Origin of the sequence: Sedimentibacter sp. B4, assembly GCF_000309315.1 — a bacterium.
In the GTDB taxonomy this organism is placed as follows: Bacteria; Bacillota; Clostridia; order Tissierellales; family Sedimentibacteraceae; genus Sedimentibacter; species Sedimentibacter saalensis.
In genome coordinates, this window is record NZ_CANG01000321.1 from 1 (window position 1) to 207 (window position 207).

Annotated in this window: 1 protein-coding gene; it reads left to right on the forward strand. The window is 62.8% G+C overall.

Annotation, left to right across the window (positions count from 1 at the left end; translation table 11 throughout):
* A partial coding sequence (locus BN358_RS23355) for an MMPL family transporter (protein ID WP_157593382.1) occupies positions 1 to 207 on the forward strand: 207 nt, incomplete at both ends.

A 207-nucleotide genomic window follows, 5' to 3' on the forward strand; every position in this document is an offset into this window, starting at 1 on the left:
TCAGCTTCCTGCCGATCATCATGATGGGCCTGCTGTTCGGACTGGCCATGGACTACGAAGTGTTCCTGGTCTCCCGAATGCGCGAGGAGTTCGTGCACGGCAACACCACCCGCTCGGTCGAGGACGGCTTCGTCCACTCGGCCAAGGTCGTGGTCGCCGCCGCCCTGATCATGTTCTCCGTGTTCGCCTTCTTCGTCCCTGCCGGTG